This is a genomic window from Okeania sp. SIO2B3 (assembly GCF_010672525.1).
Lineage (GTDB): Bacteria > Cyanobacteriota > Cyanobacteriia > Cyanobacteriales > Microcoleaceae > Okeania.
Window position 1 is genome coordinate 21,931 of sequence record NZ_JAAHGH010000052.1, and the last position, 25,817, is coordinate 47,747.

The 25,817-nt window shown below is 38.8% G+C and carries 34 protein-coding genes and 1 tRNA gene; 19 read left to right on the forward strand and 16 right to left on the reverse strand.

Annotated features, from left to right (window positions below; all coding sequences use genetic code 11):
- Positions 1 to 101 precede the first annotated feature (101 nt).
- The 10 genes from F6K15_RS24800 to F6K15_RS24845 form a co-directional block, all read right to left on the reverse strand.
- Entirely contained in the window at positions 102 to 311 is a 210-nt protein-coding gene (locus F6K15_RS24800) for a DNA-binding transcriptional regulator (RefSeq protein ID WP_293065726.1), read from the reverse strand.
- Positions 312 to 316: 5 nt separating this feature from the next.
- Positions 317 to 1,174: a hypothetical protein gene (locus F6K15_RS24805; protein ID WP_293065729.1), complete on the reverse strand. Its 858-nt coding sequence runs from the start codon at positions 1,172 to 1,174 to the stop codon at positions 317 to 319.
- 5 nt (positions 1,175 to 1,179) lie between these two features.
- The gene (locus F6K15_RS24810) at positions 1,180 to 2,427 is read right to left on the reverse strand and encodes a hypothetical protein (protein ID WP_293065731.1); all 1,248 of its coding nucleotides are present in this window, start codon (positions 2,425 to 2,427) and stop codon (positions 1,180 to 1,182) included.
- Positions 2,428 to 2,651: 224 nt separating this feature from the next.
- A complete protein-coding gene (locus tag F6K15_RS24815) occupies positions 2,652 to 2,843 on the reverse strand; it encodes a hypothetical protein (RefSeq protein WP_293065734.1) in 192 nt (63 codons plus the stop codon).
- Positions 2,844 to 2,957: 114 nt separating this feature from the next.
- Positions 2,958 to 3,419, reverse strand: coding sequence for a hypothetical protein (locus F6K15_RS24820; RefSeq protein ID WP_293065736.1), 462 nt, complete (start codon positions 3,417 to 3,419; stop codon positions 2,958 to 2,960).
- Positions 3,420 to 3,569: 150 nt separating this feature from the next.
- Positions 3,570 to 3,794, reverse strand: coding sequence for a hypothetical protein (locus F6K15_RS24825; protein ID WP_293065739.1), 225 nt, complete (start codon positions 3,792 to 3,794; stop codon positions 3,570 to 3,572).
- An 80-nt stretch (positions 3,795 to 3,874) separates the two neighbouring features.
- Complete coding sequence (locus F6K15_RS24830; RefSeq protein ID WP_293065741.1) at positions 3,875 to 4,267, reverse strand: hypothetical protein; 393 nt, start codon at positions 4,265 to 4,267, stop codon at positions 3,875 to 3,877.
- A 209-nt stretch (positions 4,268 to 4,476) separates the two neighbouring features.
- Positions 4,477 to 4,659 carry a hypothetical protein gene (locus F6K15_RS24835; RefSeq protein WP_293065743.1) on the reverse strand — a complete coding sequence of 61 codons (183 nt, stop codon included), beginning with the start codon at positions 4,657 to 4,659 and terminating at the stop codon, positions 4,477 to 4,479.
- Positions 4,660 to 4,697: 38 nt separating this feature from the next.
- On the reverse strand, positions 4,698 to 5,504 hold the full coding sequence (locus F6K15_RS24840; RefSeq protein ID WP_293065746.1) for a hypothetical protein: 807 nt from the start codon (positions 5,502 to 5,504) through the stop codon (positions 4,698 to 4,700).
- Between the two features lie 395 nt (positions 5,505 to 5,899).
- Positions 5,900 to 6,163: a hypothetical protein gene (locus tag F6K15_RS24845; RefSeq protein WP_293065749.1), complete on the reverse strand. Its 264-nt coding sequence runs from the start codon at positions 6,161 to 6,163 to the stop codon at positions 5,900 to 5,902.
- Between the two features lie 361 nt (positions 6,164 to 6,524).
- Here F6K15_RS24845 and F6K15_RS24850 point away from each other — a divergent pair, with 361 nt between their 5' ends.
- The 9 genes from F6K15_RS24850 to F6K15_RS24890 all read left to right on the forward strand — a co-directional run bounded on the left by F6K15_RS24850 (position 6,525) and on the right by F6K15_RS24890 (position 11,206).
- Positions 6,525 to 7,028, forward strand: a complete 504-nt coding sequence (locus F6K15_RS24850; protein ID WP_293065752.1) for a hypothetical protein — start codon at positions 6,525 to 6,527, stop codon at positions 7,026 to 7,028.
- Positions 7,029 to 7,361: 333 nt separating this feature from the next.
- Positions 7,362 to 7,805 (forward strand): hypothetical protein, encoded by a 444-nt coding sequence (locus F6K15_RS24855; RefSeq protein WP_293065755.1) that lies wholly within the window; start codon positions 7,362 to 7,364, stop codon positions 7,803 to 7,805.
- Between the two features lie 80 nt (positions 7,806 to 7,885).
- Positions 7,886 to 8,284, forward strand: a complete 399-nt coding sequence (locus F6K15_RS24860; protein ID WP_293065757.1) for a hypothetical protein — start codon at positions 7,886 to 7,888, stop codon at positions 8,282 to 8,284.
- 365 nt (positions 8,285 to 8,649) lie between these two features.
- Positions 8,650 to 9,015 (forward strand): hypothetical protein, encoded by a 366-nt coding sequence (locus F6K15_RS24865; protein ID WP_293065760.1) that lies wholly within the window; start codon positions 8,650 to 8,652, stop codon positions 9,013 to 9,015.
- Between the two features lie 29 nt (positions 9,016 to 9,044).
- On the forward strand, positions 9,045 to 9,575 hold the full coding sequence (locus F6K15_RS24870) for a hypothetical protein (protein ID WP_293065763.1): 531 nt from the start codon (positions 9,045 to 9,047) through the stop codon (positions 9,573 to 9,575).
- Positions 9,576 to 9,651: 76 nt separating this feature from the next.
- Positions 9,652 to 9,804 (forward strand): hypothetical protein, encoded by a 153-nt coding sequence (locus F6K15_RS24875; RefSeq protein ID WP_293065766.1) that lies wholly within the window; start codon positions 9,652 to 9,654, stop codon positions 9,802 to 9,804.
- Positions 9,805 to 9,830: 26 nt separating this feature from the next.
- Positions 9,831 to 10,256: an ASCH domain-containing protein gene (locus F6K15_RS24880; RefSeq protein WP_293065768.1), complete on the forward strand. Its 426-nt coding sequence runs from the start codon at positions 9,831 to 9,833 to the stop codon at positions 10,254 to 10,256.
- 257 nt (positions 10,257 to 10,513) lie between these two features.
- Positions 10,514 to 10,951 (forward strand): hypothetical protein, encoded by a 438-nt coding sequence (locus tag F6K15_RS24885; RefSeq protein ID WP_293065771.1) that lies wholly within the window; start codon positions 10,514 to 10,516, stop codon positions 10,949 to 10,951.
- A gap of 6 nt (positions 10,952 to 10,957) precedes the next feature.
- A complete protein-coding gene (locus F6K15_RS24890) occupies positions 10,958 to 11,206 on the forward strand; it encodes a hypothetical protein (protein ID WP_293065774.1) in 249 nt (82 codons plus the stop codon).
- Positions 11,207 to 11,799: 593 nt separating this feature from the next.
- Here the strand turns inward: F6K15_RS24890 and F6K15_RS24895 are convergent.
- Complete coding sequence (locus tag F6K15_RS24895; RefSeq protein WP_293065776.1) at positions 11,800 to 12,375, reverse strand: hypothetical protein; 576 nt, start codon at positions 12,373 to 12,375, stop codon at positions 11,800 to 11,802.
- A 163-nt stretch (positions 12,376 to 12,538) separates the two neighbouring features.
- Between F6K15_RS24895 and F6K15_RS24900 the strand changes: the two genes are divergently transcribed.
- Positions 12,539 to 16,063, forward strand: a complete 3,525-nt coding sequence (locus F6K15_RS24900) for a plasmid replication protein, CyRepA1 family (protein ID WP_293065778.1) — start codon at positions 12,539 to 12,541, stop codon at positions 16,061 to 16,063.
- A 222-nt stretch (positions 16,064 to 16,285) separates the two neighbouring features.
- Here the strand turns inward: F6K15_RS24900 and F6K15_RS24905 are convergent.
- Positions 16,286 to 16,372: transfer RNA gene (locus tag F6K15_RS24905), tRNA-Leu, on the reverse strand.
- A gap of 630 nt (positions 16,373 to 17,002) precedes the next feature.
- On the opposite strand from F6K15_RS24905, the gene ndhL reads away from it, so the two are divergent.
- From ndhL to F6K15_RS24940, 7 genes are all read left to right on the forward strand, one after another.
- On the forward strand, positions 17,003 to 17,239 hold the full coding sequence (gene ndhL, locus F6K15_RS24910; RefSeq protein ID WP_293065780.1) for an NAD(P)H-quinone oxidoreductase subunit L: 237 nt from the start codon (positions 17,003 to 17,005) through the stop codon (positions 17,237 to 17,239).
- Positions 17,239 to 17,559, forward strand: a complete 321-nt coding sequence (locus tag F6K15_RS24915) for a DUF3007 family protein (RefSeq protein ID WP_293065783.1) — start codon at positions 17,239 to 17,241, stop codon at positions 17,557 to 17,559. Before ndhL ends, F6K15_RS24915 begins: the two co-directional genes overlap by 1 nt.
- Before the next feature lie 202 nt (positions 17,560 to 17,761).
- The gene (gene trpA / locus F6K15_RS24920) at positions 17,762 to 18,565 is read left to right on the forward strand and encodes a tryptophan synthase subunit alpha (RefSeq protein WP_293065786.1); all 804 of its coding nucleotides are present in this window, start codon (positions 17,762 to 17,764) and stop codon (positions 18,563 to 18,565) included.
- Between the two features lie 856 nt (positions 18,566 to 19,421).
- Entirely contained in the window at positions 19,422 to 20,357 is a 936-nt protein-coding gene (locus F6K15_RS24925) for a phosphoribulokinase (RefSeq protein ID WP_293065789.1), read from the forward strand.
- Positions 20,358 to 20,457: 100 nt separating this feature from the next.
- Entirely contained in the window at positions 20,458 to 21,045 is a 588-nt protein-coding gene (locus tag F6K15_RS24930; protein WP_293065792.1) for a class I SAM-dependent methyltransferase, read from the forward strand.
- Between the two features lie 91 nt (positions 21,046 to 21,136).
- Positions 21,137 to 21,376, forward strand: a complete 240-nt coding sequence (locus F6K15_RS24935; protein WP_293065795.1) for a class I SAM-dependent methyltransferase — start codon at positions 21,137 to 21,139, stop codon at positions 21,374 to 21,376.
- Between the two features lie 95 nt (positions 21,377 to 21,471).
- Positions 21,472 to 21,717 (forward strand): hypothetical protein, encoded by a 246-nt coding sequence (locus F6K15_RS24940; RefSeq protein WP_293065797.1) that lies wholly within the window; start codon positions 21,472 to 21,474, stop codon positions 21,715 to 21,717.
- A gap of 81 nt (positions 21,718 to 21,798) precedes the next feature.
- On the opposite strand, the gene F6K15_RS38585 is transcribed toward F6K15_RS24940, so the two are convergent.
- From F6K15_RS38585 to F6K15_RS24955, 4 genes are all read right to left on the reverse strand, one after another.
- The gene (locus F6K15_RS38585; protein WP_363268650.1) at positions 21,799 to 22,173 is read right to left on the reverse strand and encodes a hypothetical protein; all 375 of its coding nucleotides are present in this window, start codon (positions 22,171 to 22,173) and stop codon (positions 21,799 to 21,801) included.
- Positions 22,148 to 22,336, reverse strand: coding sequence for a helix-turn-helix domain-containing protein (locus tag F6K15_RS38590; RefSeq protein ID WP_363268652.1), 189 nt, complete (start codon positions 22,334 to 22,336; stop codon positions 22,148 to 22,150). Before F6K15_RS38590 ends, F6K15_RS38585 begins: the two co-directional genes overlap by 26 nt.
- Before the next feature lie 32 nt (positions 22,337 to 22,368).
- A complete protein-coding gene (locus F6K15_RS24950; protein ID WP_293065800.1) occupies positions 22,369 to 22,524 on the reverse strand; it encodes a hypothetical protein in 156 nt (51 codons plus the stop codon).
- A 169-nt stretch (positions 22,525 to 22,693) separates the two neighbouring features.
- Positions 22,694 to 23,674: an RluA family pseudouridine synthase gene (locus tag F6K15_RS24955; RefSeq protein ID WP_293065803.1), complete on the reverse strand. Its 981-nt coding sequence runs from the start codon at positions 23,672 to 23,674 to the stop codon at positions 22,694 to 22,696.
- Between the two features lie 298 nt (positions 23,675 to 23,972).
- Here F6K15_RS24955 and ilvN point away from each other — a divergent pair, with 298 nt between their 5' ends.
- Positions 23,973 to 24,497 (forward strand): acetolactate synthase small subunit, encoded by a 525-nt coding sequence (gene ilvN / locus F6K15_RS24960; RefSeq protein ID WP_293065806.1) that lies wholly within the window; start codon positions 23,973 to 23,975, stop codon positions 24,495 to 24,497.
- Positions 24,498 to 25,156: 659 nt separating this feature from the next.
- Positions 25,157 to 25,817 (forward strand): CAP domain-containing protein (locus F6K15_RS24965; RefSeq protein ID WP_293065809.1); only part of this gene is annotated, 661 nt, incomplete at its 3' end.

Here is a 25,817-nt window from a genome sequence, read left to right on the forward strand (position 1 = left end):
GAACTACTCAATGGGAGCAACGTACATTGTCAAAAAAATATTTCTCTCATAAAAAAAAAGACCCCATTTTTTGAGTGAGGCCATGACGTCATTGGACATATTCATGCTGTTATTGATTGCGATCGCCACTGAGATAAAATCATTGCTGCTAGCTTCTTCACAGGGATAGCAGGCCGACGTCGTCCTTCTTGCCAAGAGTATATTGTGTTCTGCGACACTCCTAATAGCTCGGCTAGCTCATGCCGATCAATAGGTTGATAGGGGTTGTAAAGCAAGTCCAGTGGGTTGATTTCTGGTATTTTCGTTAGCATTACCTTTATTGGTTGTCAATCATTCTTAATGCGATTCTTATTGCTTCTCTTAGGCTGGAGGCAGTCTCGCGAGGTGCTAGACTGAAGTTGGTCAAGGCCGATATGTAATATTCCTGCTCGCGCCAACGCTTGAGGTAGCAGTACTGTTTGACATTTTTCTGGATTCGGCATTGGCTTTGACAGTCGGTACTTACCATGTAAGCTTTATAGCCATCTGGCAAGTAACTCGCTACCTTACTACCTAAACTGATTTCTTTTGGATGACGAAATATTTCTTTTGATTTAATTTCTTTCCAGATGGCGTCAAAGTAGGGTTTTAGATAGTCTGGGTTGTGTAACCAGTTGGACTGGTAAATCTGATGGCGATATACTAATTCAATATAGTCGCCGTGATAGTCATTGCGGTGATAGCCGAAATAATGTCCGTTGATGCACCCATCATTGGGATACAAGTCTTTTGACCACTGAATGCTAAGATGTAGGTCTGGCCTGTTTTTGGGATGTAAGATGTGCTTGGGTTTGATGAGCTGGTAGCTGATGGACGACGCTGTCATGAAGGCTTCCAAATCTAAATCATACTTTGCCAGTTCATTTACTAGGCTAGGAGTGATACTCAAGTACGTACCGTGATGGTAACAAGAGCCGATTTCTGTACCCCACTGCCAAACCTTCATAATTATCTCGTCATGGCCAATTTTGAACCCTTCTAATTTCTCAATCTCAGCTTGTATTAGTTTGTACCAGGTAGGTTCATCGAAGTCATAAAGTGCTGCATACTCCAAATATTCGGGATTGCAGGTGTAGCCATTGTCTCTCGCTTTCCATTCCGCAGCGGGAAGGGTGTCAGAAACCTTCCCAAACAATGGCTTTATGCCTTTTTTGGTTGCTGCTCATAGACCGCTTCTCCTGACTCAAATGCAGCGTCTATTTCTTCTTTGGTAAAACCATGAAAAGTAAGTTTATTACTCCCTACTACATAAACATCGCCGCCACTGTCTTCAAAGCAGGCTACCTCAGAGTCTCCATGAACGATGCCAAGGTAAATTGAATCTTTGACCTGTTCGTACTCGAAAATCAGATCGCTTTGGGGCTGATAGAATTTCAATTTAGAGGCTATCGCCTCCAACGCTGGAGTAGGAGCTGCTTTGACCTTTTTAAGCTCCGGCGTTGGTTTAGCATAAAGGTTTAGCTTTATTTGCGTTTCTGCGTTTGGCTTTGAAAGTATCGAGTCTGGCTTTTTTCCAATCTTTGAACCATTTTTTGGCTTTGGGGATGGTGTGGCTCCTGTAAATAAATTAGTTGCGACTGCCTCTGTTGTTGGCTCATCATCTTGCATTCGTGGTTTGATGAGGAAGCGCTGTAGCTGCTCAAGTTCGCACGAGGATGGAGGCTCCTGGCCTTTTGCGGAGTAAGTTTTCAGTGCAGATTTTTTAACTACTATTGGTTTTAGCGCTCCAAAAATCAAGATTGAACGCTCACTATCTTTGAGAGGCTCGCCATAAAGGTAGTGCCCAATAAGATGTGCTGTATGCTTGTTTTTCTTATCGTCAGTGTACTGGAATAAGCAGCCTGTAGTTGCAGGTGCTTTAGTGGGACTATAAGACAAGCTGATTGATTTAATGTAGTTGCGTTCTAAAATGTCTAGTTCTTCCCATAGCTCAAATTCTTTCTGTACTCCGATTTCTGCTTTGAATGTTTCTAGCTGTTGCTGGCATTTGCACGCTAGCATCCTATCTTTAAGTGAGTCGTCCTCGATTTCAATCTCTAGTATCGGCCAATCTGAATCATCTTCTGTCTCGACTATTTCTGGAGTTTGAGATACTGGTAAAGCTTGAGCTTGTTCAACAATCAAAGCTTTTGCTTCTTCTGCTGAAGCTGTTACGATCGCTCCGACGGAACAGGGTTCTATCGCTTTACCTTCTATCTCTGCGATGGCAGATTCAAGATTATAGATAATATAGCCAAGAAGACGGTTATAGTAGAATCTAAATTCTCCTACAGAGTTAGTAATGGACTTAGTTGTGGGTGACAATAAACCGAGGTAGATCCTAGGTAAAGCTTCCTCTTGGCTCAAAAAGCCTATTAAATTGGTAACGGGACTGATAAAGGAAAACATTTATTGGTCTCCTGATATTTTAGTTTTACGAAGTGAAACGGGTAATTAATACGCTAGCCAACACAAGTGCTTGCTAGTTTTTTTATAAATTTAAAACTCACAAGGCAGTAGTTGTCGCTCCTAAGTATTATGATAGGGGGCATTTCATCAATTTAAGAAGCAGATGAAGTTAATTGCTGTTAGCCAGAGAGCAGTGGCAATAAAACAGAAAATCAAAGAATTAGTCATTGTTTCAATGCCTCCGAAGCTATAGCTTGTGCTTTCTGCATTTGTTCAGGGGTAAGAGTACCATCGTCTGATAATCCTGGCTCATCACTATTACTAAGAATGCGCCATCCTGCATCTTCTTTAATTCTTGGATGAGTAGCTGATTGCATTTTAGCTGCTTGCTTTTTGATATAGTTATTGTCTGGCATTTTTTATTCCTTATAGTTACTGATTGAGTTATGTGACTAAAGCTTGAGTTTGCTTGGTGGCCCGTTTTTTGCTACAGAATAGAAAATTCTGTAGCAAAAAACGGGCGCAAAAATCTACTTATTCAGGCTGTTAATTTTTTCAGCTAAAATTTTCCCCGATCGAGATTCTTTGAACTCATCAGACTCCCACTCAATATGGAATTTGGCATCCGTGCAATCAAGTTGGTTGATGTCTATACAGAGAAATGCTAAAACCTGGTCTTCTCCGCTCAAAATGGTAATTCTGAAGGGAATGCTTGTTAAATCAATTTCTTTCAGGATTACAAAGCATGATAATGAAAAATCAATCTCTGACGTTATCCTTGACAGTTCATTTAATAGAGTCAAAGGTAAGGATGATAGGCTGTAATCACCTTTTTTTTCGAGATTTTCTTCCTCTAATGCTATAGAGTCAAGGGCTAGGTGCAGCACTCCAAGTTGCTTTTCTAGGGATTTTACTTGGAGTTTCAAGCTGTCTTTCTGAACACTCAAGCGGAACTTGGCTAATTCGTTTTTTGTTTCGTTAGCAGAAGTCATCTTTAATGATTTTAGGGGTGTAAGCAAAAACTTTTTCTTTGTCAGGAAATTTCATGTCTAATGAACTTACCTCAAGCATTCTGAGCATCAGGAATGAATTTAAACCTAACGACTCAAACGGTCATGTCTAATTTTCCATTGAAAAATCTATTAATAAATTCCTTCGGTTGAGAAAGATGGGCTTTCATTTACAACCCATTTGGCGATCGCCTTTTTGTCTCTTTCAGTCATATTTTTCATCTGAGGATATTCTTCTTCAAGGGACTGAAAAAACCTCTGCGCAATATCCGAAGCAACTATTGGTGGCTTCCCGTCAGGATCTAAATTATGAGCAACTTGTTTGCTTGCCCCGTAGTATCCTAGTGGTTTTGTCATTTTCTATTTGGGTTGTCAAAGTACTGTTTGCTAAATGCTTGCAGCTCCAAGGGACTACCGGAAGGGAGTTCGCTTCTCTTTCATTCATAAGCAATGTTAGTAAAGATTTTGGTTCCATGAAATACCGTAAATCTTTTGAAAGAATCACTAGGGTCGTCACAATTACCTATCTCCTCAGAGCTGTAATGATGCTTGCCTGATACAAGGCCGGCAAACTGCACCACATAAATTCTGTCTAAATGGTTGAAGTTCTTAAACTTGTTCGTGCCATCCATGTGTACCATTTCAATGTCCAAATCCCCATAGAAAGCTTCAAAAACTTCGTACAGTGGGGCTGTTCGAGCTGAAACTATCGGAATAGGTACATTTTCATCTTCTAAAAAGTCCCTTACTGACACTTCTTCAACAGATAATGTCCATCCATCTTCAAGCTTCTCAATAGGAAGCTCGTTGAACGCGAGATATGTTGTCATTTGAAAACTCCGTTTTTAAGGAAGCAGGGTTTGAGCACCCTGCATTGCAACTGATAGATAGCGATTCGAGAAATATAAAGGTTTTAAATTTAGTAGTTGATACACCTCCTTTTTCTTTTAGTATTTGAAGCTATCAACTGATAGCCTCACCAAGCGACTCTTCAACTGGAGAGAAAAGTAGCTTGGTGAAGCTACCAGTGGAAGCCGTCTTACTCTTTGTTGGCATCAGAGAATATGTTTGATGCTATGACCGAATAATCAGCAGCAGCTTTCAATTCCCTGACCATTGCTTGCGGTTCTAAATTTTTCAATTTTTCTCCACGAGTTTCGCGCAAATAAATCTCAATCGCTAGCTCTTTATAGATTTGAGCTGATACAAGTACTTCAGCCATTAGTTTTTCACAAACAAGAAGTCTTTCATCTAGTCTTGCTATCGGAACATCAAAGCCAATGTGTTATTTCTTAATCCTTCCTGTAGGCATTGAATATTGCCCTTGGCAATGTCGCTAGGTCTAAGAATAATAATTCTTTTAGGAAGTGCCCTAGCAAGGTCTTTGTCGCGATCGCTCTCGATTATTTCAATTACTCGGTCTTTATGGCGAAATAACACTTGATAATGGCATTCTCTCGAATCAAAAGAATAGATGTGTTTTCCTTGAGAATAGATGAATTCACAGTCAAAATTATATTGGCGACCATAAAAACTATGAATCACGTTACGCACAAATTCCCTAAGCTGTATCCATTGATGCTGACTGTCAGAATTCCTGTCTATATGAGATGGTGTAAGAGCAAGGCAATTTTCTAGCCTCTGAATTTGAAAATCTTTATCCATAGGATTAAAACTCTGCGTAGCTGGCAAAGGAAATAGCTTTAGGTGTGGAAGTTTGCGAGTACTGGGTCGTGAGGGAATAGTTGAGTTAGTTTCCTTCTGTGCTATCTCTAACTGTTCTTGGTTGTCAGGGATGGTAGCTGTCACATCAACTTGTTCACCAAGCATAATATTAATGTCTTCGTTGCTAAATTGCAGGTCTTTCAGTTCTTGTATGCGCATACGCTTAATATTTTCCCTGTCTGCATAGGCTTTTTGCCAAGTATCTAAGCAACGCAAATCGCTGTTACCGTATTTTCTGATTTTGCTGCTTAAGCTTGGGTCTGAGGAAAGGAAGTGCGCGAAAAATTCTTTAAATTCTGAAATTCTGGCTGGTTTTTTGGTGTCCCAATATCCTTTTTGCATATTCCGAATGTCCTTTTGGTGAATTTTTTATTAGTGTTGAGGGGGAAAGATGTGGGGAAATAGAACATGACGTAAAATTTCTTGGTCTGTCATTAAAAGTTGTTTCCGCCATTCTTTCTGGGCTTGGAGTACAGCTTTTTCAAGGTTTGATAATTTTGTTGATTTACGGCCTGAGTCACGATCGCTATAATTAATCTAGTTCAAGCTGATTATATTCCGTCGCCTCAGACTTTTTCTTCCTTTTGCTATCAAATATGGTTGCTGCTCTGAACGAAAATTCAACAGCAGATTTCAAGCAATCGTCTGACGAAAAATCAGGATTAGAGCGGGATTTATAAATTGAGATGGCTAGTTCTTTGTAAATTGAAGCTGCCAGGAAGATACCTAAGAGCTTATCAATTTCTATTCCTATCTTTAGCGGGATTTTTGCTAAGATCCTTACTAAGCTGTTCATATTTTTTGCTTTCATTATTATTCCGACGCAAAACAGATAACATCTGACGCAAAAATTCTTGGTCTGTCATTAAAAGTTGCTCCCACCACTTTTTTTGTGCTTGGAGTACAGCTTTTTCAAGGTTTAATAATTTTGCTGATTTACGGCCTGAGCCACGGTAGTTTTGTATTCTCAGGTCTAGTTCAAGTTGAACGTATTCTGGCATTTTTGGCGTTTCAAGGAAGCAGGGTGGTTAAACCCTGCAAGTAGAGAATTAAAAAGTAATAGTTATCAATCAATTAGATTTATGGACGCTTCACAAGATCGCTATAGTCACCTCCTTGTTATGGGACATTTGGGGCTACCTATTAGAAGTCCCGCTTATGGCTTCTCAACTAAGTAGAAAAGCCTAATTTTTCTGGATTTTTCCGAGCATTTAACTGTTTAAGCAAATTAGGTACTAGCTGTGGTTTCCGGCATTCGCGCTTTCTCCTACGTTCCCTTTCTTTGCTTATGTCGCTATAGTAGCAAAACATATATATAATGTCAACATAGTAGGAAAACGTTTTTTCGGAGGATGATATATCATGGTAGGAAAACAGGAGGCCAAACACAGTAATGCCGAAAGTAGCAAACAAATATCATGGAGTAGCAAAGAAAAAAATTTCTATTGCCCTGACACCAATGGTTTTGGATTACATAGAGAAATATCAGACGGAGATGGGAGGGAAGATAAGCCGTTCAGAAGCACTAGAGCAGATACTGAGGGGACAGATAGAGACAGAATCTTCTGGGACATTTTCCCAAGAGGAGAATCTGACCAAGCAGCGTTGCTTAGGTATATTAAAAAATTAGTAGGCCGTCTGGAACTTCTTGAGGCAGAAAGTATTTCTCTCGCAGAGGAACAATCTCGCTTCATAAACGATCACCGAGACAGGTTATTGAAACGGCTAGGAGAAAATGAAGAGTTCGCCCGCAGGAGTGAAGAAACACGCCAAAAATTAGCTCAAGGCAGAAGTGCATTAAGGCAAGAGATAGTAGAGCTTACGCGGGTTCTGGGTGCATCAGAATTAGAATCAACAACTGAATAACATAAAGTCCGGCGATCGCGTTTTAGATTGTCGGGCTTTTGTTGTGTTGGAGTTAAATAATAGCTTCACCTCCTTTGCTATTGGTGTTATGGGACATTTGGGGCTACCTATTAGCAGTCCCGCTGATGGCTTCTCAACTAAGTAGAAAAGCCTAATTTTTCTGGATTTTTCCGAGCGTTTAACTGTTTAAGCAAATTAGGTACTAGCTGTGGTTTCCGGCATTCGCGCTTTCTCCTACGTTCTCTTTCTTTGCTTATGTTGACATATTACTACTATTTTAGATAAAATGTTAATATAGTAGTAAGATATTTTTTTTATTTGGTAGTAAAATACATGAAAGAACAACTAGGGGACTCAAATAAAAATGGCTCACAAAACGAATCACAAGAGATATGGGGAGAGGAAAATCAAAACTTCAATAGCATTGACTATGAAAGCCATGAATTATGTGGACGAGGTAAGAGAAGAGAAACAACTCAGCCGAAGCGAATATTTGGAACAAATGGTAAGGATAGACATGGAATCAACTTCAGAGGGCAAGCCTTTGACCAGCAAACAATACTGCAATTCCTTAAAAAATTAGTTCGCCGCCTGGAAATCTTAGAAGAAAAACATACTAAGTATGCAGCCGAACACCGAAGCAGGCTAATAGCGACATTAAAAGAGAATGAAGATTTCGCCCTCGAAGTTCAGCCAGAGATTGATGCCTTAAAAGAGGACATAGCTGAACTACTGGGGGTCTTGGGTGCATCAGAATTAGAGCCAACAACTGAATAACATAAAGTCCGGCGATCGCGTTTTAGATTGTCGGGCTTTTGTTGTGTTGGAGTAAATTTATTTTTAGATTAGGAGCAGAAATGGACGACAAAACAGATAAATTCAAGAAAACCAGCCAAGATAACATCCCGGAGATAACAGTAGAAAAAGCTTGCAACCTGCTTATGGCTTGCCCTCAAATTTTCCTAACAAGTGCTAAAATGCCTCCCCTTAAAGTGTGGAGACGATGCCTGCTTTTAAGTGACATACTCAGAAATATCATTGTTTTACATGGCCGTAACCTCTTATCCTCTAAGCCTGGCAGCCTTATGGAAAAGTATGTACTCCCAAAAAATTTGCAGATAGAAGCAAGTGATATTAATTGGCTGAATTCTGTTTTAAATGAAAATCCAGTATACATCTTTCGGGCAGGAGTGTCTTTATTAGGAGATGATTCTTTTTGGTGGAAGCCCATCGAAGAGGAAAATATTGATGAGTAAGTTCGGCGATCGCGTTTTAGGTTGTCGGGCTTTTGTTGTGTTGGAGTAAATTTATCCTTCAAGAAGGGAGAAGCGAATGGAAAATATAATCCTACTGTTTGAACTTTGGAATCAACTGCTATTTGATGACACCTACAATTTTTGGTACAAATACAACATATTCTGGGACAATATGAATTTAAATCATACTTGCTATGACAAAGAATTAAAAAAAATAATATTTGCTCATAGAAAAGGATTGCATATTTACAACAGAGGGTACGAAATTGATAAAAAAAATGTGCCAAATGTTGTCATTCGAATAATCAAAACGTTGCGTCAATTCTAAGTGTATTAACAAAAATCATATATTTAAAGAGGAAACCATGAAAGATCCACAAGAGACATCTTTAGCTAAAGTTGGCGAACAAACATTTATTCGCTTCGACTTCATTCTTTGTTCGGCAAACGTCGTTCGTCTCATACCTCTCAAAGAAATTGCCTCTGTATCCATGCAGGAAAAAAATCCAGGCTCCCAGGATGACGACCATGAATTCATTAGCATTTTCTTCTGCAAGTCTGATTACATCAACTATCTTATATTTGACGACGAGCTAGATGATGTAGAAGCAGAAGCTATTTCCAGTGCTTATAGAACAGAGGAGATAGGAGTTAGTTTTTCATTGAAGTCTCGTTGCGGTCAGGCTTTGAAGCAGATATTTTTTGGCAATAAAATTAAGCTACTTAAGTAGGGAGTAGGGGGAGCATAAGGAGGACAATAATGGAGTTCACAGATATCTTAAAATTAATTCCTCAACAGCTATATGGGGTTGGGGAAGCAAAAACATTGGAACAACTAAAAACAGAGTTTGACAACGGAGAATCTGCTTTTAGAATTCTCAACGGAAATATTTGCCGTGAAACTTGGATATGCAGAATCTACGCATATTCCACAAAAGGCAAATTGTATGAAACTCATCAAATCACCCCCGATAGTCCCAAGGAAAGGGGATACGGCTATATTTCAGAAAAATTACTTTCCTATGAAGTAGAAGCAGGAATGAGGAGTAATTTTTACCATGAACATTATTACCTGTGGCGCATCTTAAGTGAAAAATTGCAAATAGACAAAGACGATGTAAATCGATTCGTGTTTTTAGCGCAAACTTGCGAAAAGAAAACATCAGATTCTTATCCAGGAATCCTATGCACATACAACCTTTTAGAATGGAGAATATCTATTGCTAATCCACAGGAACAGTATGCGAAAGAGGCTGAAAATGGCGCTAAAATCTTTTTTCATTGGGATTAAATTAATGCTTGCAAAAACTTCTAGCAGAGGAATGAAAGTAAAAAACAAAATCAACGAAATAGCCAGAGAAATGTATATGCTCGCAGGCTACTCAGTTAGAGCAGGATACGACTTTTTTGAAACAACACATCCAGACGAACAGAGAGCATTAAAGCAAGCATTAATCGCCTGGGAAATGCTACTTGGAGATTCACCCAATCTAGAGGCTACTTGGGTCGATTGGTACTAATAAATCACTTGGAATGAGGCCAAAATATGAATACGTCCTTGATAGACACAACAAGCAAAACCATTAAATGTTTAACTCTCAAGCAGCCTTGGGCTTGGGCTATTTTTAATTTAGGCAAAGACATTGAAAACAGAATTTGGAGAACTGCCTACCGAGGCTTGCTGTATATCCACGCAGGGAAACAATTTGACGACCTTGGTAAGCTTTGGATTCTACAGAGATTTAATGCTGTGATTCCTGACAATTTAGAAACTGGCTGCATTCTTGGAAGCGTTGAGATTACTGACATCAGTCGTGATTCATTCGGAAGCCGGTGGTCAATGTCAGATCAATGGCACTGGAAATTGCGAAATCCCTTGCTATTAAATAATCCAATTGAAACGAAGGGGCATCTAAGTTTGTGGGACTTTAAAGTTCCAGAAGATTTATTAATTTGCCGTAAAGAAGGTTGAAAACTAGAAAAAATTATGACTCCACAGTCGAAACAACATCAAAAATTACCCAAAAGTTTCTTGGTAACTTTATCCATACTTAAAGACAGTAAAGACTCATTGTCTAGAGAAGAGGTATTTTCAAAGGTAAAACGACTACATGAATACAAGTCAAATACTATCTACTATGCATTATGCATATTGCATAAGAGAGGCTTGATAGAAAAAAGGAAGATAAAGAGCAAAACCTATTACTACACAGTATAAAGAAGGAGAAAATGATTTTCAACAAAGAAAATCCCAAAATAATTCATTTGGGAAATATAATTTTTTGGCATGAAGAAATTCTGGATTTTATTAGTCAGGAATGTGGTGTATCTGCTTCAAAAGAAGAAGGGTACACAAGCATCGGATTTAAGCCTGACTTCTATAGTTTTCATCTTGCAGAAATAGACAAAATTAGACATAAGATATTTGCTTTTACGATTCTTCATCCATTAGAAAATAGTGAAAAAATACATACAGCAATTATGTTTTTAAACAAAAGCTCTAGTTCCGAAAGCCAAATAATCATAGGAAAAACCATTGTAGACTACATCAATGAGTGTATAGCAAAAGTCCTTAATTCACAAGAAGAAGTATTTGGTCAAACTCTTTTAGGGATAAGACTTCTTGACATCAGACGGGAATTTATCAACAGTATTATTCAGGAGTAATTAACCTTGCTTAAATCCGAAAACAATCAGCCTCTTGGAGTAAGCGGTACAATTTTCAATCATTTCTGGGTCTCAAGTTTGCAGGATAATTTTACAGAAAAATATCTTGGTTCAACTGAGACAAAAAGGCCAAAGCTGTATGTAGTTTGCGGAAAGCCAAACCATACAGTCACCGTAGCAATGATGAGTACAGAGAAACAAGCCGAGCAACTAGCAGAGGATTTGAATAACAGAATGAAAAATCTTTCTTATTAACAGTAATAACTTAGGAGCAATCATTATTAGCTCACGCGATCGCCTAAACCATCAATTTCTTTTTACATCAAAACTAACTATAATCAACTTCAATCATGGAAAAATTGTGCCCAATCAATCTAAATTGTAGCGACCATCCTGATGACGAAATTACACCTGAGCACTGTAGTAACAAATACTACTGCGGGGTAATAGGGCGTGCCTTACCTTTGCCATATACAATCAGTCACGGGTGTATCAAGGTAGAAATTCCGCGAATATCTAGCGAATATCAAGAACGCATTAGAAGAGACATAGAGAGTACATATCTTGAAGAGCTAGAGGAACATGGGTGGGCGGAGCCAGAAACGCTCCCGTTTTCTTACGCGGAAAACTCTGGACTGCCTTTCCCAGTACTTATAGTAAACATTACTTTCAAGTATACTTCCAAAACCTTGAGGGAAGTTGAAAATTGTGGATGGGCAGAAGCCGAATACATACCCGATTTTCAAAGCCCAAGAGCAAGCTATGTACTTGATCATAACTATTCTAGTGGCAATCACATCCCCTATTGATTCTCGTCAATACAATCATCATTGACTCACACGATCGCTTTAAAGGTTGAGTTTTTCAGCCTTCCATAAAAGTTGATTCCCAGACTTACCCACGCTAATAAATAACCATCCCCCAATCTGACATAAATCACTGCCTTTCCTGGTGGGTTTGCGTCCTGTAATTGCCTGGACATCTTTAGATGTCAACAACCAACCATTCTCAGCCGCTTGCTGAAGTTGCTGGTGCCTCTTAATAACAGGACTCACTGGCTGAATAGTAGTAGCGATCGCTCCTACCAGTTTTTCCAGTAATTCAATTGAACTGGTCTGTCGTCTCTGTTCACTAGACAGCTCACTGCATCCACTGTACTGTTCAACGGAATATTCATTGCTAGATCTGCTATCCACCGGGCTTACCGAAATTACATGAGCATCATGTACTGGAGAGTAATTCGACAACCTCCCTCCACCTTGCAAATGGCCATGGAGGTCATCTAGCATATCTACCTGCTCCTTGCTTGCAAAAGCCCTGTCATTCTCATCCTTAGCAAACTCTATCCCCAAAGCTTTGCGCCGGTTGTAGAGTGCAGCACGAGACTTAAGTTCATACCTAGCGAGTAACTCAGAAATTTTCATTTGTTCAGTACGCTGTTTACTACACCGTTCATTTACGCCCACTATAACACAGCACTATCTAGTGGGCTGTCTAGCTGTCACAAAACATCTTACAAACAGGCTACAACAGTCAGGTCAATTCAGAGAAGAAGCGACAAGAAAAAATATAAAACAAAGAACTATTATGTTTACTCACTACGACTTAGAAGATGGGTACATCCGCCCAGAAGGTGAAAATTTCCGCCTACAGCCCCCAACAAAAAATCAACATAATTACAGTAAAATTTACCATAACAATCGTCCTGGTCAGTGGATAAGATACAACAGTTTTAGCACCCCTTGCCCAGTCTGTTCTGGCGAACGTCGTGACTGCCGAAGTAAAGACGAGCTATACTTTTGCCGTACCGACAATCCCTCAAAAGATTTCAAGTACAAGGGAACAGACGAGATAGGCTTTGGCATGTATGTGAGCCTCAGTGATCGCCTACCGCATCCCCCATCACAAGACATTAATTATAGTCAAAAGCACCAAAAATACTCTCCCATTTCTGATATCGATCGGACCAAAGGGTTCAAAAAAGTAGTCAAACAATTAGGACTATCAACTCCTCATAGGAAACAGCTAGAGAAACGAGGTCTAACACCAGAACTAATAGAGAAATATCAATTCAAGTCAGTTGATAATGCTACAAAATTAATTAATCTTGTAGCCAGTGGAATGCCATTAAAATATGGCAGAAAATTCAACGCAAAAGATAGCTCTATCTTCATACCAGTCTGGCAAGGTAATCAGATATTAGGAGCACAGTTACGTCCTAAAAATACGTCTGAAATGAAATACTACTGGCTCAAAGCTGGTCAAGCAACTTCACATTTAGAGTCAGGAGAAATTCCTTTAGCGTGCATCATTCCTGAAGAAATAAATCAAGTTGGTGTAGGGTTATGTGAGTCAGTTGGCTTCAAACCTATCATTGCTGCGGAGAAATTAAAAAGAGTAATGATAGGAGCTGCTGGCGGTAATTTTACAGGCGGTCGTAAACAACTATTACAACTACTAAATAGCAATCATCCAGATAAGTCAATCCCCATAATACTATACCCTGATGCTGGTGCGAATGAAAACAGAAATGTTTTGTCTCAATATACAAACTTAAAGCATTTTTTAGGACAAAATGGATACACTTTAGAAGTTGCTTGGTGGGAACAGTGGCAGAAGGAAAGAGACCTAGATATAGACGATTATTTAGTAAGTGGTGGCGATGAAATAAAGATTATTAACTGGAAGCAATATACACGGAATCAGAGGATAGCAAAAGGTCTTTATAAACGATCAAGAAGGTATAAGCCTAACATTGAAATTAATGAGCGTTTTTTGCCCAATAATATTATTAGCAAATACCTAAAACCAAAATCAATTATTGCTGTTAATTCAGCAATGGGAACAGGTAAAACTGAAGCATTAAAATCAGTGTTAGAAGAGCACTGCAAAGACCATGGGCTACTAATGCTTGGCACTAGAAATGCACTGCTGATGCAATCATGTGGACGCTTAAATATTTATCATTTAAGAGACGATAATGCCAGCTTGTTTATGAATGACAGATTGAGCGAAATTGCGAACTGTTTTGATTCCCTGCCAAAATGGGATGACGAAAATTTAAAAGACAGAGTTATTGTCATTGATGAAATTAGTAGTGCTATACCACATTTACTAGCAGGTGCAACTTGCAGAAGACATCGTTCTCTTATACAAAAAAAATTAGAAATAACACTCAAGTATGCTCATGCGATTATTTTACTAGACGCAAACCTTAAAGACCGAGAAGTTCAGTACATACAAAGAATTTCAGAATTTAATAATGTCATCAAAATCAAGAATAATTACAGCCCCGTCAGTAGAAGTGTTGAGTTCATCTGTGGTAGTGAAACTATCAACGACACCCTCGACAATAATGTACCAAGACTAACTAAAAACAACAACGAATATCAACCATTGATATCAGAATTGGCAGCCAATAAAAATCCCTATGTTGTTGCAATTGACGGACTAAAAAAAGCACAACAATTAGAAGCTCAATTAATCAACTTAGGAGTAAATCCTGATGACATCTTGAGGATAGATTCTACTACTATAGATGGAGCAGAAGCTAAATCATTTATGCGTAGTCCTAACAGCTACATAGGACAAATACGCCCACGTATAATCATTTATACTCCCACAATAGATGCGGGGGTTAGTATCGACATAAAAGACTACTTTACTGATATTTACGCGTTCAGGTTTCACTTAGGGACAGATGAATTTATGCAAATGTTAGGACGCGTTCGCGACCCTAAATGCAAGTGGCATATTTACAGCAGGGAATTTGTCATAAATGATGCAGATGGTTTTAGTTCACCATTCAAAAAGAGAGTAGAAAAAACTTTAACTAATGCAATTACTGAAGATGCTCATATGAATCTCAGTATAGATAAAAAACTAAATAGATTAATTCCCAAGTTTAAAGAGTTATTGACTAGCGCTCAAGACAAACATTTCCAAGCTTTTTGTGAACTAAAATCAGCACGCAATTATGAGAAATTAAACTTGAGAGAAACACTCAGGGATAGATTAATTGTAGATGGTCACAACGTTACTGATATTTATTTAGAATCTGACAAAACCTTAAATCAACAGTGGAAAAAGACCAATAGAGAAGTCATTGCAGATAATGTTGAAAGATTCTTAAAGTCTGAAAATATTTCTCTTGGAGATGCTGATGACATTTTATCTAAATGGAGTTCTTCCTATGAAGATAGATTGAAAGCTGAAAAATCTATCCTCACAAATCGCACTTTGCCTGGCATTAGACATACCTCATTGTGGGGGGAAGAACTGCTGACCAAAATACTCTATACAGACAAGCAGCTAATATCACGCCTTGAATTAAGGTGGCATTTTCAAAACATGGATAAAAGTTCAACAATTCAGAAGAATTATTGGTTAAAAAAAATAAAAAATTCCGAAGTTTATTTGCCAGATTGGCGATCGCCTCACTTCGTGGCCTCTAAATTATTAGATACTGGACTAAGAAAAATTTTAGAAAATCCCGACCGCGAATGGACAGGAGACGACAAAGAGTTGGAGGCCATTGTTAAATCGGCCAATCATTGGCGGCGACGAAACTACCTTCCTAAAAGAGGCAAAGCATCAACTATCCAGTATATAAATCGCGTACTTGAAAAAATCGGCTACACGCTTATCGTGTCGCGACGAAATGGCAAACGATATTACAAGCTTTTTGACATCTATCTTGCAATCTCTATCAACGGAAAACTTGAGGCATTGTCTCAGCCACTTATGCAGATTCTTGGTCAAAAACTAGACTCTAAAGCTGAACACTGCCAAACCCAAGTATGGGGAGATTTAGAGGCAATGACACCTAGCGATAATAATATATATAAATCGGAGGAGGTGGTAGAGGCTAAAACCTCTTCACCTGGAACGCTAGAAAAGGAAAAATCAACAGGTGTGAAAATAGGAGATTTAGTTGACGTTACAACTCCTGATAAAGAGTATGGGATGTGCGAAGTCTTAGAATCTAATGGAAATACTCTTAAGGTTAAATGGGGGATTGTAAACTCCAAAATACTTAACTTTAGTATTGATTTAGTGACAAAAATTTGGAGATATGGACCTGATGGGCTAAAACTAATTTGGTCTGTGTAGTCCACAGATTAGCGACTTGTTTCTTGGCAGTATAATTTTTTATTCTCCCCAGCCATTTATACTGGCTGGGTTAGAATTTGAGTGTAGATAATTGGTATAACCATACAGTATAAGCGATTAGCATAACAATACAAAATTTAAACGTACCTAAAAATGTGCCAAGGAAATAAGCTAAAATAGTCCGTGGCAGTTATAGGCTTAAAAAAGCTAAAACCCATAATATGGTGGGGGTGGTGGGACTTGAACCCACACGACTGTTAAGGTCAACGGATTTTAAGTCCGTAGCGTCTACCATTCCGCCACACCCCCGTTTTGATGTCGAGTTTTGAACTCACTGCTTTTGCAGAAAAAGCTCATTCTTTTATTTAATCACAATGTTCAAATTTTTGGCAACTATTTTGAAAAAAAAATTGAGACTTCTTGTAGAAGTGGGGAATAGGAGTTGCTCAACAAGGGAGGAAAAAAAGTATTTAGGGCTTGCGGATTGACACTCGCCGTCCTTCTAGGGCGGGGTCAATTTATTGTCACTAGAGAAAAATTGATAGGGAGATGGCCAAATGTGGATAGCCAGGAAGGGAGATGGCCAGATGGAGAGATTCTTAAATAAACGATATCTCATTAAGAGATGGTTTGATCCTCAGACTTTTACTTCATTTCAGAAATTTTGTTCCAAAAAACTGAGTCCTTCCAAAATATGCAATAATAATGCTAGCTTAAATCTCGCTATGGTCGGCAGTCTATCCGTGTCAGCTTTTGGACTGGACAGGCGCCGACGTTGCCAGAATGAAGCAGGAATAGAACAGGTTATTTATAGAAAATCATAGATTTATATAGAAAATCATAAGTTTCTAAGAACTGTTAATGGGAAATAGGCATTCAGCCAATAATATATTAGACAGAATACGATTAACTATTGCAATTTCTAAATAAATATTGTTTATGAACTTAGATCTAGACGCGAATCTGGTAATCCTAATTATTTATGCAGTCCTAGCAGGAGCCTACCTTCTGGTAATGCCAGCTATAGTTTATGCTTACTTGAATATCCGTTGGTATCTTGCTAGTTCCTTTGAACGTGGCTTTATGTATTTCTTGATGTTCTTCTTCTTCCCTGGTATGTTAGTATTGTCCCCATTTTTGAACTTTCGCCCCAGACGGCGACAAATTGAAGGTTAATGCGACGAATTGAGGCCATTGGAATAAGTGTCGGTATTTTTGCTGCTGGTGGTATCCTCTACTTTATATTTCAGGTAGTAGGAGTAAATGGTATTGAGGCTGGTATCTGGACACAAGCTGTATTGGTCGGTGGCTTGGTTGGCTGGCTACTGACCTATTTGTTTCGGGTTACTAATAGCAATATGACCTATAACCAACAGTTAAAAGATTATGAGGACGCAGTGATTCAAAAGCGTCTGGAAGAAATGACTCCAGAGGAATTGGCTCAGTTGCAGGCAGAAGTTGAACAAGAAAGGGTAGCTCAGAATAAGCAGGATTAACGAAGTCAGAAGTCAGAAGTCAGTAGGGTGGAATGGCCATTAGCCCGTACAGAAGTTAACCCACCCCCGCCCCTCCCAGGAGGTGAGCCAGGAGGGGAAGTAGGGGATTTGAGCAAGGCTCCAAAAAGATTTGGCCTTAAAAGGCGGGGTTGCGCGACCCAATTATTTTGATCAATTCTCTATCCAATATTGAAAATTAAAAATGATTTCAGTTTCTCATCGCTTTGAATCTCTACGCAATTCGGAAAATGGTCGCCAGTGTGCTTTTATTCCTTTTATTACGGCAGGCGATCCAGATTTGGAAACTACGGCCAAAGCTTTGGAGGTATTGGATAAGAGTGGGGCAGATCTGATTGAGTTGGGTGTGCCCTATTCCGATCCTTTGGCTGACGGTCCAGTAATTCAGGCTGCTGCGACTCGCTCTTTGGCGCGGGGGACTACTTTGGAGTCGGTGTTAGAGGTGGTTCAGACGACGAGCAAAAGGTTGCGATCGCCGATTATTTTGTTTACTTACTATAATCCGATTTTGTCTCGAGGGGTGGAGAGCTTCCTGAAAAAAATTTATGATGCTGGTGCTAGGGGTTTGGTTGTGCCGGATCTGCCGTTGGAAGAGGCGGATATTTTGTTAAAACCTGCTCGGGATATTGGGATTGAATTGACCTTGTTGGTGGCTCCTACTAGCCCAAAAGAGAGAATAGAGGCGATCGCTCGTCAGTCTCAAGGGTTTATTTATTTGGTGAGTGTGACTGGGGTAACGGGAATGCGTAATCAAGTACAGACGCGGGTTGAAGATTTGTTGGTACAAATGCGAGGGGTGACAGATAAACCTATTGGTGTTGGTTTTGGTATTTCTCAACCGGAACACGCTTTGCAAGTAAAAAAGTGGGGGAGTGATGCGGTTATTGTCGGTAGTGCGGTGGTTAAGCGTTTGGCAGAGGGAAGGCCAGACGAGGGTTTGGAGGCGATCGGGCAGTTTTGTCGAAGTTTGAAGACTGCTATTAGTTGATGGGTATTATGCTTTGAAGAAGTAGTTAGTAGTAGGGGCTTTAGGGTCAGCTCTGGGTTAATAAATGGCCATTCGCTCCGATGTTCAATAATTTATAATTACCTCTCCTTAAAAGAAGAAGATTGACAAAAAGGATTTTGGCGTTGGTGATTTGAGGTATGATATCTTGTCCGGACAACAGCGCAAACAAAAAACTTTCTCCCTCTACTACTCTTTCTTCTTCTTTCCTTCCTCCTGACTCGGTCGTTCCTCTCCTGGGAGGGGTTAGGTGTGGGTTGACTCCTAAATAATTAGGGTTTGTGCTTCACTAGTCTTATGGGTGAGGGTAGGAGACAGCTATACTGGAGACAGGAGACAGGAGAAAATGGTCGGGAGCGAGGAGGTAGGAGCGGGCGTTTTGTCCCAATAATTGTTCTGCCCAACTATGCGCCTAAAATACGCTCCTAGCATGAGCATCAATAGCTGAAAACCAGGCACTTTTTCAATGCCCCAAAAAGGCTAAAATCTTTATCTGTAAATACTTTTAGATTTAATCAGCAAGCCGTAATTAAGATTAATATCATACACGCGCTTCAACAACGCCAGGATTTTTTTTCTTTAAATTGGTCAGAATAGTTGTTGATAAAATTTTTTAGACAAAGATTTTGTCCTATAACTTCAGTAGAGCGATCGCTCTACTTTAACTCTCAGAGTCTCGCGCTGTATTTGATAGCATCAGCGATGGTATGTCTGAAAACCTAATCCCTCTCTCAAAAATCTTGCCCCAGTGTCAAATAGATTGTAAAATTAAGAAATACTTAGAAATTTCTGGTTGTTTTATGTAAGCTGTTGTTCGGTAGTAGGGAGAAATAAAATTATGAATTATCGTCCAATCATTCTAGGAATTGTAGGTGATAGCGCTGCGGGTAAAACTACTCTGACTAGAGGAATTGCTCAAGTCTTAGGGCCAGAAAATGTGACTACGATCTGTACAGATGACTACCATCGCTATGACCGAAAACAAAGGGCGGAAATAGGTATTACAGCCCTACACCCAGATTGTAACCATCTTGATATAATGCAGCAACATTTGACTCTGCTGCGTACTGGACAACCAATTCTTAAGCCCATTTATAATCACTCAACGGGAAAATTTGACCCGCCAGAATATATTAAGCCTAGCAAGTTTGTGATTGTTGAAGGACTATTGGGTTATTCAACTAGGGGGGCGAGAGATTCTTACGATGTGAAGGTGTACCTAGCACCACCAGAAGATTTAAGGGCGAAATGGAAAGTAAAACGAGATACAATGAAGAGGGGATATAGTGAAGAACAGGTCCTCAAAGAAATGGAAAAACGGGAACCAGACTCGGAGGCTTTTATCCGTCCCCAACGTAAGTGGGCAGATGTAGTTGTCACTTTCTATCCTCCTTCAGATGATGAAAATAGCTCTCAACTTCATGTACGTTTGGTGCTTAGACCAACTATTCCTCACCCAGATTTTCTAGAGATTATTGGCCAAGGTAGCCCTAGTTTTCAGCCAGCAGTTCGCTTGGGGTTAGACCGAGATATGGGTAAACCAGTGGATGTTTTGGAAATTGATAGTCATGCTACTAAGGAACAGGTAAATGAATTAGAGATGATTTTATGTCAAGATACGCCTTACTTAAAGGATTTTTGTTCGCCGAAAGGAGACCCAGATCTTGGTAAGTTAGTTGGTACGACTGGGGAGCTGCTTCAAAGTTATCCTTTGGCTTTGACTCAGTTACTTGTTGCTTATCATATGATTAAGGCTACTAATATTTTTCAGTAATATTTAGTTTTCAACTATTGTATTCTTGTCATATTTTTTCTGACAATAAAGTTGGGTTTGATCGGTAGATTAAGTATAAGTAAATATTGAAGTAGGAACTATGCTTGACAAAATTTCCGCCGAAGAATTTTATGATAATTATGCTATCAAATATGATGATGTTGTGTTTAAGGGTAAGTGTAATGCACAGCATTTGAATGAGGCGGTCAAAATCTTCCATCAACACAATTATCATCAAGGTATGATTTTAGATATAGGTTGTGGAACAGGTTTTCTAAGTGGATTATTGCAGGGAAATTTTGAATATACAGGAATTGATATTTCAGCTAAGATGCTGGATATTGCAGCTAAAAGAGGTTATAAAACCATCCATAAACCGATAGAAACTGCTTTAGCTGAGATTGATTCCCAGTCCTATGATTTTGTTTTTTGTTTAGGTTCATTGTATTTTGTTGAAGACGCTCAAACTGCGATTGAACATATTTATCGGATTTCCCGCAAAGCTATTATAATCAGTATTGATGAATTGACAGAGGAATATATTAAAAACTTTGTTGTTCCGGTTTATGACCATTCAAAAATTGTGCTTGAAGATGCCATAGAAGATTATTTTATTATAGGCTGGACTTCTTCAAGCCAAGGTATTCATATCCGAACTCGCATGATTTATATTGAGCAAAAAAACTAAGGTAATGGTTTAATAACATTTAACGTTTAATGTTGCAGATTAATTAGACCATAAGGGATGAAAAATCTAAGTCAATTTTGAACTATAAATTATGGTAAATAAAATTTCTGCTGAAGAATTTTATGATGATTATGCTGCAAAATATGATGATGTGGCAAAGAGAAAGTCTAATGCAAATCTGCATAATGAGATGTTGAAAATCTTCCAAAAATACAATCATCATCAAGGTAGTATTTTAGATATTGCTTGTGGAACTGGACTTTTAAGTGAATTATTACAAGGAAATTTTGAATATACAGGGGTTGATATTTCAGGTAAGATGCTGGATTAGCTAAAAGAGGTTATAAAACCATTCACAAACCTATTAAAACTGCTTTAGCTGAAATTGATTCTCAGTCTTACGATCTTGTTTTTTGTTTAAGTTCATTGCATTTTGTTGAAGATGCTAAAACAGCAATTGAGCATATATATCGAATTGCCCGTCAAGCTATTATTATCAGTCTTGATGAGATGACAGAGGAATATATTAAAAACTTTGTTGTTCCGGTTTATGATCATTCAAAAATTGTGCTTGAAGATGCCATAGAAGATTATTTTATTATAGGTTGGACTTCTTCAAGCCAAGGTGTTGATATTCGAACTCGCATGATTTATATTGAACAGAAAAACTAAGCCTAACTATAGATTAAGTAGTGATTTTTTAGTTTACCTCCTGACAATTAAAAGGATGTACTGAAGTGACATACTCCCACACTAAGCTGACGCTATAATGTGGGCTTCTCGTTTCGTAGCTCCGGTATCCCGCTTCGGTAAAGGTCGATGTTGAATCAACTTTATATTGCCTATTTTTGGCAAGTTGATCTTGTTTTCTTGAATGCAGTCTTGCTTGATTTGAGGATAAGTAAAACTACGATAACGACCTTTTCCCTTAAACCTTGGTTTCCCTAGTTTCTGTCCATTTTTGTCTGCTTTAAACCATCTATCAAAGGCAAGTTTTACTCGTTTTATGCAATCTTGTAATACTTGAGAATGAATTAGCTTGTAGTCAGGAAATTTGTCTTTGGTATTGACCAAATCTCGTTTTTGAGAGTAATAGTCTGGGTTATCTCTTAGTTGAGGAATTGGCATGCACCTTGGGGCAGGCGTTAACGGGACAACGGTTTTCTGACCACCACGAGAACCGCTCGTCTAACCTATAGTTGTACTGCCGACGCAACAATTCTAACCACAATTCTATTGTGGCTATTTGTTCTTTGTTTGGCCTTAATTTATATTGGTAGGCAGTGCGCATGGTGGAAATTTTCCGGAGTTATAGCAAAATAATCATACAAGTTTTTCAACCAGGGGCAATATTGAAGTGGGGGCAGGTATCATTTCACTACCTCTCAAATCTAATAGTTGTACTATAATTAGATAGGCGATCGCCAAAGCTATAGAAATAGCTCCAGTAATAATAGCCACAATTTTTCCACGATCCATAATTTTCTACTCCTGAACTTGATGATAATTAAAAAAATTAGCTTTTTGTTGGTTGGGTATCGGAACGATATTCGTAGCTTATCTGTAGGATAAACTCAACAAACTCGTTTTGTCTGTTGGGTTGCGCTACCGCTTAACCCAACCTACAGTATTATAACTGAATCCTGAGTTATGACTCCTGACTCTTCGCTCTTAACCCAGAACGTCTACGCAAAACCTCAACCAAAGTGAGAAAATCTTCTGGCAAAGGAGCGATCGCTGAAATTAACTCTCCAGAAATAGGATGTTGTAACTCTAGTCGCCAAGCATGAAGTGCTTGACCAGTTAAATTCACTCCTACGGAACGACCTTTTCCATAAATAGTATCCCCCACAATAGGATACCCTATTTTAGCACTGTGAACCCGAATTTGATGAGTCCTGCCAGTCTCTAACCGAAACAACATCATAGAAAAATTTCCCAAACGTTCCTTAACTTCCCAATGAGTAACAGCAATTTTTCCTCCTCTTTCCACTGGTGTCACCGCCATTTTTTTGCGGTCTATCCGATGACGACCAATAGGTAAGTCTATTTTACCACTATCTGTTTTCGGACTACCATAAACCACTCCTAAATATTCCCGCCTCGCCGTTTTTGCCTGCAACTGTGCTTGCAAATGTTGATAAGCTTGGTCTGTTTTCGCGACCATTATTGCTCCGGTCGTATCCTTATCTAAACGATGCACAATACCCGGTCGTTGCACTCCACCAATACCTGCCAAAGAATCACAATGAGCTAAAAGTGCATTCACCAAAGTACCATCAGAATGTCCGGGAGCTGGATGTACGACTAAACCTGCTGGTTTGTTAATAATTAATAAAGCATCATCTTCGTAGAGAATGTCCAGAGGAATATCATTAGCTTCTATTTCTAAAGGTACTGGTGGAGGAATAGTTAAAACAATCCGATCGCCATGCTGTACTATTACTTTTTTAGAAGTGCAGAGTTGGTCGTTTATTTTCACATTACCTTGGGATATTAACTTTTGAATATGCGATCGCGATAGGTCAGGTATTTGCTCAGATATCCAGATATCCAAACGCTGATTTATTTGCTTGACAAATTCACCCTTACTCTTTACCTCTAAAATTATTGAACCTTCATCAGCCATAAGTTGTAAAAATTGTTAGTGGTATAAAAACCCGATTAAACCTAAACTTAAGTATAAAATAACAAAATATTAAATATAGCACTACGCAAATAGGGAGCGGACATTTATAAATGCTCAAAGTTAGTCAAGGATTACTTGTGACTTCTGTACGGGCGTTTTGCTCCGCAACATCTAAAGCGTCAGCTTTGCGGAGCGCAAATGGCCATTCGCCCGTACTAACTTCTGTACGTCGCCAATCCGACTGCTCCCCTATGCGCGTAGCGCTATAGGTTGGCCAAGATAGCTACTGATTTAGAGAATGAAACATACTCTTTCTGTTTTAGTTGAAGACGAAGCGGGAGTTTTGACCCGCATTGCTGGTTTGTTTGCCCGTCGTGGTTTTAATATTGAAAGCCTGGCGGTTGGCCCAGCAGAACAATCAGGTGTTTCTAGAATTACAATGGTGGTGCCTGGGGACGACCATGTTATTGAGCAGTTGACCAAACAACTATATAAGTTGATTAATGTTTTGAAAGTACAAGATATTACTGCTATTCCCTGTGTGGAACGAGAGTTAATGTTACTCAAGATTAATGCTACTACAAATATGCGATCGGAAGTGGTTGAGATTGCAAATATTTTTCGGGCGCGGGTAGTAGACTTAGGTGAGGACTCATTAACTATTGAAGTAGTAGGAGACCCAGGAAAAATGGTTGCTATTGTCCAAATGCTTGCTAAATATGGTATCCGCGAAATTGCTAGAACAGGTAAAATTGCTTTAACTCGTGAGTCTGGAGTTAATACTGAGTTCCTAAAATTGAGAGCTTTGGAAGTAAAAATGTAAGTCTTTTCTAGGATGTGAATGAGGAAAGGGTTAATCCGATAGGAGAGGGAATGGTAATTTAAGCTTTTCTCTCAGTTTCAAGAATACTACTTGTCTCTTTCAAGACCTAATTTTCCTTGATATTTTACTGATTTAATTTTTATCCTAGTCCTAGTTATTTTCAATTAAATATTCAATCTTAAGTAATTACTCCTTTTTTGAGTCCCACCTCATTAGAAGTAATTACTTTTTTTTTATTAAAAATTATTTTTTTTGTTCATTAAATAGATCGACTAACAATTTCCTTAATGATATCCCAGGGTAAGACCGCTCACAATACGATTTTTAGCTTAAAAAAATCAAGATAAGTGTTTTGAATTAAGACAAATATACTAACTTTTTGATCTGGCAAAATTACTCCCGGAACTCTACAAAGTTCCATGTAGTGATAGATAGTAAATTAAATAATCACTTGTTCTTAAAACACAAAACAAATAGTTAAATTATTTCAATTAATTCTGAATTTTAACTACATAATTTGGCTGATTTTTCGAGCAATATTTAATTACTAAAAACTGGAGTTGACAAGGGAAATCATCCCGATTTTTCAATTACTGTCCTTTAAATTTACAACAAAACAAACTATGGCTACTACACTTCCTTCCGCCCAAGACCAATATATGCTCGAATTGATCAACAGAGGTCGCCAAGACCCTGCTGCAGAAGCAGATCACTATAATATTGATCTAAATGAAGGACTCGCACAAGATACAATCTCCACTGATGCCAAACAACCTCTAGCATTTAATCTCAACCTCAATACTGCTGCTAACGAACACAGTCAATGGATGCTAGATAACAACGAATTTAGCCACACAGGAGAAAATGGTACACAATTCTGGGAACGTATGACGAATGCGGGGTACCAATGGTTTGGTGCTGGGGAAAATATCAGTTTTGATTCACCACTAGCTTCCGGTATTTCCGACTTCACCGGTCTTGTGGAGGAAAACCACAAAGATCTATTCATAAGTCCAGGTCATCGTGAAAATCTTATGAATGCTAGCTTTGAGGCAATCGGAGTTTCTTCATTACAAGCAACGACGTATACTTGGAACGGGACAACTTACACTGATGTAGTGATGACTACCCAAAAGTTTGGCCGTAATAACGATGGTCCATTTATCACAGGTGTTGCCTACACTGATGCAGTTACTGATGACGATTTCTATACAGTTGGTGAAGGAATAGGCGGAATAACAGTTACAGCGGTTGATACAGAAAATAGTGCTAATACTTTCACAACTACTACTTGGGATGCAGGTGGTTATAGTTTAGATG

Coding starts and splice junctions, on each gene's coding strand:
- F6K15_RS24800 (WP_293065726.1), bottom strand. CDS start 311: ATGCTAACGAAAATACCAGAAATCAACCCACTGGACTTGCTTTACAAC.
- F6K15_RS24810 (WP_293065731.1), bottom strand. CDS start 2,427: ATGTTTTCCTTTATCAGTCCCGTTACCAATTTAATAGGCTTTTTGAGC.
- F6K15_RS24815 (WP_293065734.1), bottom strand. CDS start 2,843: ATGCCAGACAATAACTATATCAAAAAGCAAGCAGCTAAAATGCAATCA.
- F6K15_RS24820 (WP_293065736.1), bottom strand. CDS start 3,419: ATGACTTCTGCTAACGAAACAAAAAACGAATTAGCCAAGTTCCGCTTG.
- F6K15_RS24825 (WP_293065739.1), bottom strand. CDS start 3,794: ATGACAAAACCACTAGGATACTACGGGGCAAGCAAACAAGTTGCTCAT.
- F6K15_RS24830 (WP_293065741.1), bottom strand. CDS start 4,267: ATGACAACATATCTCGCGTTCAACGAGCTTCCTATTGAGAAGCTTGAA.
- F6K15_RS24835 (WP_293065743.1), bottom strand. CDS start 4,659: ATGGCTGAAGTACTTGTATCAGCTCAAATCTATAAAGAGCTAGCGATT.
- F6K15_RS24840 (WP_293065746.1), bottom strand. CDS start 5,504: ATGCAAAAAGGATATTGGGACACCAAAAAACCAGCCAGAATTTCAGAA.
- F6K15_RS24845 (WP_293065749.1), bottom strand. CDS start 6,163: ATGCCAGAATACGTTCAACTTGAACTAGACCTGAGAATACAAAACTAC.
- F6K15_RS24850 (WP_293065752.1), top strand. CDS start 6,525: ATGGTAGGAAAACAGGAGGCCAAACACAGTAATGCCGAAAGTAGCAAA.
- F6K15_RS24855 (WP_293065755.1), top strand. CDS start 7,362: ATGAAAGAACAACTAGGGGACTCAAATAAAAATGGCTCACAAAACGAA.
- F6K15_RS24860 (WP_293065757.1), top strand. CDS start 7,886: ATGGACGACAAAACAGATAAATTCAAGAAAACCAGCCAAGATAACATC.
- F6K15_RS24865 (WP_293065760.1), top strand. CDS start 8,650: ATGAAAGATCCACAAGAGACATCTTTAGCTAAAGTTGGCGAACAAACA.
- F6K15_RS24870 (WP_293065763.1), top strand. CDS start 9,045: ATGGAGTTCACAGATATCTTAAAATTAATTCCTCAACAGCTATATGGG.
- F6K15_RS24875 (WP_293065766.1), top strand. CDS start 9,652: ATGCTCGCAGGCTACTCAGTTAGAGCAGGATACGACTTTTTTGAAACA.
- F6K15_RS24880 (WP_293065768.1), top strand. CDS start 9,831: ATGAATACGTCCTTGATAGACACAACAAGCAAAACCATTAAATGTTTA.
- F6K15_RS24885 (WP_293065771.1), top strand. CDS start 10,514: ATGATTTTCAACAAAGAAAATCCCAAAATAATTCATTTGGGAAATATA.
- F6K15_RS24895 (WP_293065776.1), bottom strand. CDS start 12,375: ATGAAAATTTCTGAGTTACTCGCTAGGTATGAACTTAAGTCTCGTGCT.
- F6K15_RS24900 (WP_293065778.1), top strand. CDS start 12,539: ATGTTTACTCACTACGACTTAGAAGATGGGTACATCCGCCCAGAAGGT.
- ndhL (WP_293065780.1), top strand. CDS start 17,003: ATGAACTTAGATCTAGACGCGAATCTGGTAATCCTAATTATTTATGCA.
- F6K15_RS24915 (WP_293065783.1), top strand. CDS start 17,239: ATGCGACGAATTGAGGCCATTGGAATAAGTGTCGGTATTTTTGCTGCT.
- trpA (WP_293065786.1), top strand. CDS start 17,762: ATGATTTCAGTTTCTCATCGCTTTGAATCTCTACGCAATTCGGAAAAT.
- F6K15_RS24925 (WP_293065789.1), top strand. CDS start 19,422: ATGAATTATCGTCCAATCATTCTAGGAATTGTAGGTGATAGCGCTGCG.
- F6K15_RS24930 (WP_293065792.1), top strand. CDS start 20,458: ATGCTTGACAAAATTTCCGCCGAAGAATTTTATGATAATTATGCTATC.
- F6K15_RS24935 (WP_293065795.1), top strand. CDS start 21,137: ATGGTAAATAAAATTTCTGCTGAAGAATTTTATGATGATTATGCTGCA.
- F6K15_RS38585 (WP_363268650.1), bottom strand. CDS start 22,173: ATGCCAATTCCTCAACTAAGAGATAACCCAGACTATTACTCTCAAAAA.
- F6K15_RS38590 (WP_363268652.1), bottom strand. CDS start 22,336: ATGCGCACTGCCTACCAATATAAATTAAGGCCAAACAAAGAACAAATA.
- F6K15_RS24950 (WP_293065800.1), bottom strand. CDS start 22,524: ATGGATCGTGGAAAAATTGTGGCTATTATTACTGGAGCTATTTCTATA.
- F6K15_RS24955 (WP_293065803.1), bottom strand. CDS start 23,674: ATGGCTGATGAAGGTTCAATAATTTTAGAGGTAAAGAGTAAGGGTGAA.
- ilvN (WP_293065806.1), top strand. CDS start 23,973: ATGAAACATACTCTTTCTGTTTTAGTTGAAGACGAAGCGGGAGTTTTG.